The following is a 9,690-nucleotide window of genomic DNA, read 5'->3' on the forward strand; positions in this document are numbered from 1 at the left end:
AAGTGAGCGAAGACAAGCTCCGCTACTTTCTCAAGCGGGTGACCGCTAATCTGCACGAGACCCGCCAGCGTCTGCAGGAAATGGAAGCGGCAAGCGACGAGCCGATTGCGATCGTGGGCATGAGCTGCCGGTTCCCCGGCGGTGTGCGCAGCCCCGAACAACTGTGGGACCTGGTGGCCACACGGACCGACGCGGTCGCCGGACTCCCGCGGGACCGGGGCTGGGACCTCGGCGATCCGGACGATCCCGGGTCCGGTGCGAAGGTGCAGGCGGGCGGCTTCATCTACGAGGCGCCCGAGTTCGACGCGGGATTCTTCGGGATCAGCCCGCGCGAGGCCGTCTCGATGGACCCGCAGCAGCGGCTGCTGCTGGAGGTGTCCTGGGAGGCGCTGGAGCGTGCGGGTATCGACCCCGTGTCGCTGCGGGGCTCTGCGACGGGCGTGTTCGCGGGTGCGTCCGCGTCAGGCTACGGCTGGGTCTCGGGTCGGCAGGGCGAGCTGGACGGTCATGTGATGACCGGCAACGCGACGAGCATCCTGTCCGGCCGGGTGTCCTACACGTTCGGTCTGGAAGGCCCGGCCGTCACGGTGGACACGGCGTGTTCGTCGTCGCTGGTCTCCCTGCACCTGGCCTGCCAGGCACTGCGATCCGGCGAGTGTGAACTCGCCCTGGTCGGCGGCGCGTTCGTGGCGGCCACCCCGGTCCTGTTCACCGACTTCAACCGCACGCTCGGGCTGTCCCCCGACGGACGGTGCAAGACCTTCGCCGCCTCCGCCGACGGCATGGGCGTGGCCGAAGGCGCCGGAGCCATCGTCGTGGAGCGGTTGTCCGACGCCCGCCGCAACGGCCACCGGGTGCTGGCGGTCGTGCGCGGCTCCGCGATCAACCAGGACGGCGCGTCCAACGGCCTGACCGCGCCTAACGGCCCCTCGCAGCAGCGGGTGATCCGCGCGGCCCTCGCCAACGCCCGGCTCTCGGCCAACGACGTGGATGTGGTCGAGGCGCACGGCACGGGCACCCCGCTGGGTGACCCGATCGAGGCCCAGGCGGTGATCGCCACCTACGGCCAGGACCGTCCGGAAGACCGCCCGCTGTGGCTGGGCTCGGTGAAGTCCAACATCGGACACACCCAGCAGGCCGCGGGCATGGCCGGTGTGATCAAGATGGTGCTGGCGCTGCAGAACCAGCAGCTGCCGGCGACCCTGCACGCGGAAGAGCCCACGCCGCACGTGGACTGGTCCGCCGGTGACGTGCGGCTGCTGACCGAGTCGAGGCCGTGGGAGGCGGACGACCGGGTACGTCGTGGCGGCGTCTCCGCGTTCGGGATGAGCGGCACCAACGTGCACATCATCCTGGAGGAAGCCCCGTCCGAGGACGACGAGAAGCCGGACACCGCTGCCGAGGACGACGGCGAGCTGGCCGAGGCCGTCGCCCTGGACGAACCGGCCGATGAGGTCGAGCCGGTCGTCGTGCCCGCGGTCCTGGAGCCCTACGGCGCTGGTGCCTGGCTGGTGTCGGGCCGGTCCGCCGAGGGGTTGGCGGCGCAGGCGGGCCGGTTGCGTGAGTGGGTGGCTGCTCGGCCGGAGTTGGAGCCGGCGGATGTGGGGTGGTCGTTGGCGGTGTCGCGGTCGGTGTTCGAGCACCGGTCCGTGGTTGTGGGCGGTGACCGCGAGGAACTGCTGACCGGTTTGGAGAAGCTGGCTGCCGGTACGTCCGCGGGTTCGGTGGTGTCGGGTGTGGCTCGGCCGGGTTCCCGGACGGTGTTCGTCTTCGCGGGTCAGGGGTCTCAGTGGGTGGGGATGGGTCGTGAACTGGCTGTTTCCTCGCCGGTGTTCGCGGCTCGGTTGGCGGAGTGTGAGCGGGCGTTGTCGCCGTATGTGGAGTGGTCGCTGAGTGATGTGCTCGCGGGTGCTCCGGGGGTTCCTGGGCTGGACCGTGCGGATGTGGTGCAGCCGGTGTTGTGGGCGGTGATGGTCTCGCTGGCCGCGGTGTGGGAGGCGGCGGGTGTGTCGCCCGATGCGGTTGTGGGTCATTCGCAGGGTGAGATTGCTGCGGCGACGGTGGCGGGGATGTTGAGTGTGGAGGATGGCGCCCGGGTGGTGGCGGTGCGGTCGCGGGCGTTGTCGGGTCTGTCGGTGCAGGGCTCGATGGTGTCGGTGGTGATGCCGTCGCAGGCGGTGCGGGAGTTGGTGGGGCAGTGGGGTGAGCGTCTGTCGGTGGCTGCGATCAACGGTCCGGCGGCGGTGGTGGTCTCCGGTGAGCCGGAGGCGTTGTCGGAGTTCGAGCGGGAGTTGTCGGCTCGGCATGTGTTGCGGTGGCGGATTCCGGAGACGGATTTTGTGGCGCATTCGCCGGCGGTGGAGCCGTTGGCGGTGGTGTTGGAGGGGGAGTTGGCGGGGATTGCGCCGCGGGCTGGTCGGGTGCCGATGGTGTCCACGGTGACTGGTGAGTGGGTGTCGGGTCCTGAGGTGGATGCCGGGTATTGGTATGCGAATCTGCGGCAGATGGTCCGTTTCGAGGAGGCGGTCCGTGTCCTGATCACTGGTGGGTACGGCGCGTTTGTGGAGGTGTCGCCGCATCCGGTGTTGACGGGTCCGGTGTCCGAGACGGCCGAGGACGTGGGCAACGCGGATGTGGTGGTCGTAGGGACGTTGGAGCGTGACAACGGTGGTGCGGCGCGGCTGATCACGTCGTTGGCGCAGGCGTATGTCAGTGGGCTGAGCGTGGACTGGAAGATGGTTCTGCCTGCCGCGGAGCAGGTCGAGCTGCCCACCTACGCCTTCCAGCACCAGCGGTACTGGCTGGAGACACCGGCCGTGGCCGCGATCCCGGCGGGCGGTGACGGTGCGAGCACGGTTGCCGAAGCACGGTTCTGGGCAGCTGTCGAGGGCGGAGACCTGGCTCATATCGCTGAGGTTCTGGAGATCGAGGACCAGCAGCATGTGGGTGAGGTCCTGGAGGCGCTGACGTCCTGGCGCCGCCGGGAACGGGACCGGTCCGCGACCGCCAACTGGCGTTACCGGGTGACCTGGGCGCCGGTCGCCGAGCCCGACGCCCGGGCGCTGTCAGGGACTTGGCTGGTCGTGGCCGAACGGTCCGGCGACGACCTGACGCAGTGGTGTGTGGAGGCGCTCGCCGCCCGGGGCGCCGAGGTGGTGGTCGCCGAGGTGCCGGCCGGGACGGTGGACCGTACCGAGGTGGCGAAGGTCCTCGGTCAGGTGTTGCGGGACGTCGAGCCCGGCGCGGTGGCCGGTGTGGTGTCGCTGCTCGCGCTCGACGAGACGCCTGTTGTGGCCCATCCGGTGGTACCGCAGGGCGTGGCCGCCACGCTGGCCCTGGTGCAGGCGCTGGGCGACGCCGAGGTGGGCGCACCCCTGTGGGTGGCCACACGCGGTGCGGCGGCCGCCGCACCGGGCGAGGCGCTGACCAACCCCGTGCAGACGCAGGTCTGGGGCCTCGGCCGGGTGGTCGGCCTGGAACTCCCGGACCGGTGGGGCGGGTTGATCGACCTGCCCGCCGCACTCGACGACCGCGCCGGAGTCCGGCTGACGGCCGTACTGGCCGGATGCGGTGAGGACCAGGTGGCGATCCGCCCGAGCGGGATCCTGGGCCGCAGGCTGACCCGCGCCCCGCAGCCCACTGGCTCGGCCGAGCTCTTTGTGCCGCGTGGGAGTGTGCTGATCACGGGTGGTACGGGTGCGATCGGTGGGCATGTGGCGCGGTGGCTGGCCGGCCGTGGTGCTCAGCGGTTGGTGCTGACCAGCCGGTCCGGAGCCGGTGCGGCGGGTGCTGCGGCGCTGGCGGCCGAGCTGGCCGCGGCCGGAGCGCGAGTGGATGTCGTGGCCTGCGACGCGAGCGACCGGGCGGACCTGGCCGGGCTGCTGGCCTGGACCGGCACCGACGGCCCCGCGCTGTCCGCGGTGATGCACACCGCCGGCATACCCCAGGAGACCGCCGTACAGGACGCCGACCTGGCCGAGGTGTCCGCGGTACTGGCGGCCAAGGCCGCGGGCGCGATCCACCTGGACGAGCTGACCGCCGGCATGGACCTGGACGCGTTCGTTCTCTTCTCCTCGATCTCGGCGACGTGGGGCAGCGGTCTGCAGCCCGCCTACGCCGCCGCCAACACCTTCCTGGACGGGCTCGCCGAGCACCGCAGGTCACAGGGGCTGCCCGCGACCTCGGTGGCCTGGGGCCCGTGGGGCGGCGGCGGCATGACCGACGAGGAAGGCGCCGCGCAGGGCGTGCGACGCGGCCTGATGGTCATGGAGTCGGACCAGGCGGTCCAGGCGCTGGCACAGATCCTGGACGCCGGCGAAGGACTGGTGACCATCGCGGACGTGGACTGGGCCCGGTTCGCCCCGCCGTTCACGCTGCGCCGGACCAGCCCGCTGATCGACAGCCTGCCCGAGGTCAAGCAGGTGCTGGCCGGCGCCGGCGCGGACACGGCCGGCGGCGACGCGGTCGTCGGCTCGGATTCGAGCACGGCCCTGAAGCAGCAGCTGGCGGGCCTGCCGCGGACCGAACAGAACCGGCTGCTGGTCACCTTGGTGCAGATCCAGGCGGCCGCGGTGCTGAACTACCCGTCGCCCGAGGCCGTAGAGGCCACCCGTGCCTTCAGCGACCTGGGCTTCGACTCGCTCACCGCCGTCGAACTGCGCAACCGGCTCAGCACTGCCACCGGCCTGCAACTGCCCGCCACCCTGCTGTTCGACGCGCCCACGCCCACGGCCGCGGCCGAGTTCCTCCTGTCGCAGCTGGGGGTCGGCACGGGCAACGCCGAGGCCGTCCCCGTCGCCGCGGCGGCCACCGACGAGCCGCTCGCGATCGTCGGCATGAGCTGCCGCTACCCGGGCGGCGCGGCGAGCCCGGACGAACTGTGGAACCTCGTGGCCGCCGGAACCGACGCCATCTCCGTCCTTCCGGAGGACCGGGGCTGGGTCCTGGAGGACCGGCCCGACGCCGACGAGGGCTACTCCGGCAAGCCCGTCCGATCCGGCGGATTCGTGTACGACGCGACCGGATTCGACGCGGGATTCTTCGGGATCAGCCCGCGTGAGGCCATGTCGATGGACCCGCAGCAGCGGCTGCTGCTGGAGGTGTCCTGGGAGGCACTGGAGCGCGCCGGAATCGACCCGGCGTCGCTGCGCGGCTCCGCGACCGGCGTGTTCGCGGGCGCGTCCGCCTCCGGCTACGGCTGGAGCGCCGGGCTGGAGGGCGAACTGGACGGGCACCTCGTCACGGGTGTCTCGACCAGCGTCGTGTCGGGCCGCGTGGCCTACGTCCTGGGCCTGGAGGGCCCGGCGGTGACCGTGGACACGGCGTGTTCGTCGTCGCTGGTCGCGCTGCACCTGGCCTGCCAGGCGGTGCGCTCGGGCGAGTGCACCCTGGCCCTGGCCGGCGGCGTCATGGTGGCGGCCAACCCGCTCCTGTTCAACCAGTTCAGCCGGCAGATGGGCCTGTCGCCGGACGGCCGGTGCAAGCCGTTCTCGGCGGCGGCCGACGGCATGGGCCTGGGCGAGGGCGCGGGCATGCTGGTCGTGGAGCGGCTGTCCGACGCGCAGCGGCTCGGACACCGGGTCCTGGCGGTGGTGCGCGGCAGCGCGACCAACCAGGACGGCGCGTCCAACGGCCTGACCGCCCCGAACGGCCCCTCGCAGCAGCGGGTGATCCGCGCGGCCCTGGCCAACGCCGGGATACGCGCCGACGAGGTCGACGTGGTGGAGGCGCACGGCACGGGCACCCCGCTGGGCGACCCCATCGAGGCACAGGCACTGCTCGCCACCTACGGCCAGGAGCGCGCCGAGCAGGGGCCGTTGTGGCTGGGCTCGATCAAGTCCAACATCGGTCACACGCAGGCGGCCGCCGGTGTCGCCGGTGTGATCAAGATGGTGCTCGCGTTGCAGAACGAGCAGCTGCCACGGACGCTGCACGCGGACGAGCGTTCGCCGCATGTGGACTGGTCGGCCGGCGAGGTACAGCTGCTGACCCAGGCAACGCCGTGGCCGACGAACGGCCGACCGCGCCGTGCGGGGGTCTCCTCGTTCGGCATGAGCGGCACCAACGCGCACGTCATCCTCGAAGAAGCTCCCGAGCCGGTGAACGACGAGGCCACCGGGTCGGCGATCGACGAGGCCCCCGCGCTGCTGGAGGCCGACGGGCTCGCCGCGTGGCCGGTGTCGGGCCGTTCGGCACAGGGCGTGGCGGCGCAGGCGGGCCGGTTGCGTGAGTGGGTGGCTGCTCGGCCGGAGTTGGGGCCGGCGGATGTGGCGTGGTCGTTGGCGGCGACGCGGTCGGTGTTCGAGCACCGGGCTGTGGTGGTCGGCGCCGAGCGTGAGGAGCTGGTGGCGGGCCTGCAGAGCGTGGCCGCTGGTACGCCTGTGAGGTCGGTTGTCTCCGGGGTCGCGCGTTTGGGTGCGCGGGTGGTGTTCGTCTTCGCGGGTCAGGGGTCTCAGTGGGTGGGGATGGGTCGTGAACTGGCTGTTTCCTCGCCGGTGTTCGCGGCTCGGTTGGCGGAGTGTGAGCGGGCGTTGTCGCCGTATGTGGAGTGGTCGCTGAGTGATGTGCTCGCGGGTGCTCCGGGGGTTCCTGGGCTGGACCGTGCGGATGTGGTGCAGCCCGTGCTGTGGGCGGTGATGGTCTCGCTGGCCGCGGTGTGGGAGGCGGCGGGTGTGTCGCCCGATGCGGTGGTGGGTCATTCGCAGGGTGAGATTGCTGCGGCGACGGTGGCGGGGATGTTGAGTGTGGAGGATGGCGCCCGGGTGGTGGCGGTGCGGTCGCGGGCGTTGTCGGGTCTGTCGGTGCAGGGCTCGATGGTGTCGGTGGTGATGCCGTCGCAGGCGGTGCGGGAGTTGGTGGGGCAGTGGGGTGAGCGTCTGTCGGTCGCTGCGATCAACGGTCCGGCGGCGGTCGTGGTCTCCGGTGAGCCGGAGGCGTTGTCGGAGTTCGAGCGGGAGTTGTCGGCTCGGCATGTGTTGCGGTGGCGGATTCCGGAGACGGATTTTGTGGCGCATTCGCCGGCGGTGGAGCCGTTGGCGGTGGTGTTGGAGCGGGAGTTGGCGGGGATTGCGCCGCGGGCTGGTCGGGTGCCGATGGTGTCCACGGTGACTGGTGAGTGGGTGTCGGGGCCTGAGGTGGATGCGGGGTATTGGTATGCGAATCTGCGGCAGATGGTCCGTTTCGAGGAGGCGGTCCGTGTCCTGATCACTGGTGGTTACGGCGCGTTTGTGGAGGTGTCGCCGCATCCGGTGTTGACGGGTCCGGTGTCCGAGACCGCGGAGGACGTGGGCAACGCGGATGTGGTGGTCGTAGGGACGTTGGAGCGTGACAACGGTGGTGCGGCGCGGCTGATCACGTCGTTGGCGCAGGCGTATGTCAGTGGGCTGAGCGTGGACTGGAAGATGGTTCTGCCTGCCGCGGAGCAGGTCGAGCTGCCCACCTACGCCTTCCAGCACCAGCGGTACTGGCTGCAGCCTCCGGCCACGGCGATGTCGGTCGCGGGTGGTGATGGTGCCGGTACGGCGGCCGAGACGCAGTTCTGGGCGGCTGTCGAGGGCGGTGATCTGGCCCGGATCGCCGACACGCTGGCCATCGAGGACCAGAAGCATCTCAGCGAGGTGCTGCCGGCGCTGGCGTCGTGGCGCCGCCGGGAGCAGGACAAGTCGGCGACCGCCAACTGGCGCTACCGGGTGAGCTGGTCGCCGGTCGCGGAGCCGGACCCGGGTGTGCTGTCCGGGACCTGGCTGGTCGTGACGTCGGCCGGATCGGTAGACCACGACCTGACACGGGGATGCGTCGGGGCGCTGACCGCTCGGGGCGCCGAGGTGGTCGTCATGGAGACCGAGGCGACGGCCGACCAGGAGTGGATGGCCGGGCAGATCCGTACGCAGGCGCCGGAAGCCGGCTTCTCCGGAGTCGTGTCGCTGCTGGCACTGGACGAGACGCCGTTGGCGGCGCACCCGGTGGTGCCCGGGGGCCTGGCCGCGACGCTGGCCCTGGTGCAGGCGCTGGGCGAGGCCGAGGTGGGCGCCCCGCTGTGGGCGGTGACCTCCGGTGCGGTGGCCGCCGGGCCGGGCGAGGCGCTGACCAACCCCGTGCAGACGCAGGTCTGGGGCCTGGGCCGGGTAGTGGGCCTGGAACTCCCGGACCGGTGGGGCGGGTTGATCGACCTGCCCGCCGCACTCGACGAACGCGCCGGAGTCCGGCTGGCAGCGGTGCTCGCCGGATGCGGCGAGGACCAGGTGGCGATCAGGCCGGCCGGAATCCTCGGCCGCAGGTTGACCCGTGCCGCGCAGCCCCGTGGCTCCTCGGAGCCCTGGGCCTCGTACGGCACCGCGCTGATCACCGGTGGCACCGGTGCGATCGGCGGGCGCCTGGCGCACTGGCTGGCCGGGCGTGGCGCCCAGCGGCTGGTCCTGACCAGCCGGTCCGGACCCGCTGCCGCGGGCGTCGCCGCGATGGCCGCCGAACTCGCTGCCCAGGGCACGCGCGTGGACGTGGTGGCCTGTGACGTGAGCGAGCGGGCGGACCTGTCCGGGCTGCTGGCCCGGATCGGGACCGACGGTCCCGCGCTGTCCGCGGTGATGCACACCGCGGGCGTCGGGCAGGCCACCGCGGTGCAGGAGACCGACCTGGCCGAAACGGCTCAGGTGCTGGCGGCCAAGGCCGCGGGCGCGGCTCTGCTGGACGAGCTGACCCGGGACCTCGACCTGGACGCGTTCGTGCTGTTCTCCTCGATCTCGGCGACGTGGGGCAGTGGTCTGCAGCCCTCTTACGCCGCGGCCAACACCTTCCTGGACGCGCTGGCGGAGAGCCGCCTGGCCCGTGGGGAGACCGCGACCTCGGTGGCCTGGGGCCCGTGGGGCGGCGGCGGAATGACCGACGCGGACGGCGCCGCGCAGATGGTCCGGCGCGGGCTGATGGTCATGGACCCGGAGCACGCCGTCCAGGCGCTCGCGCAGATCCTGGACGGTCGGGAAACCCTGGTGACGGTCGCGGACGTGGACTGGGCGCGGTTCGCCCTGCCGTTCACGCTGCGGCGGCCCAGCCCGCTGGTCGAGGGGCTGCCCGAGGTCAAGCAGGCCCTGGCGGACGCCGGCGCGGACGCGGCCGGAGCCGGAGCGGCGCTCGACCCGGACGCGGGCGCGGCCCTGAAGCAGCAGCTGGCAGGCCTGTCACGCGCCGAGCAGAGCCGGACGCTGGTCAACCTGGTCCGGGCACAGGCGGCCGCGGTGCTGGACTACGCGTCGGCCGACGCGGTCGAAGCCACGCGTGCCTTCAGCGATCTGGGCTTCGACTCGCTGACCGCGGTGGAACTGCGCAACCGGCTCAGCGCCGCCACCGGCCTGCAGCTGCCCGCCACCTTGCTGTTCGACTGCCCCACCCCGACAGCGCTGGCCGACTATCTCTGGAACGAGGAATTCCAGGACGATTCGGCCCCGATTTCCCTCGTCGAGGAAGTCGACCGGCTCGGGTCGTTGCTGACCGGAGCGACTCCGGACGAGAACACGTATCAAATGATCACTGATCGCCTGCAGGGACTTCTTTCCCAGTGGAGCAAGGTCGGCGCTTCCGCGGAGCGTCAGGCGGTCGCGGAGAAGATCGGGTCCGCATCGGACGACGAGATATTCGATTTCATCCACAAGGAACTCGGTCGATAAGGCCGACAAGGGTTCCTGAAATGCGGACAGC

General features: G+C 71.7%; 1 protein-coding gene. It reads left to right on the plus strand.

From position 1 onward, the window contains the following. The first annotated feature begins 2 nt into the window (after nucleotides 1-2). Nucleotides 3-9,659: a type I polyketide synthase gene (locus AVL59_RS10095; protein WP_067301774.1), complete on the plus strand. Its 9,657-nt coding sequence runs from the start codon at nucleotides 3-5 to the stop codon at nucleotides 9,657-9,659. Nucleotides 9,660-9,690: the final 31 nt, after the last annotated feature.

Origin of the sequence: Streptomyces griseochromogenes, assembly GCF_001542625.1 — a bacterium.
Lineage (GTDB): Bacteria > Actinomycetota > Actinomycetes > Streptomycetales > Streptomycetaceae > Streptomyces > Streptomyces griseochromogenes.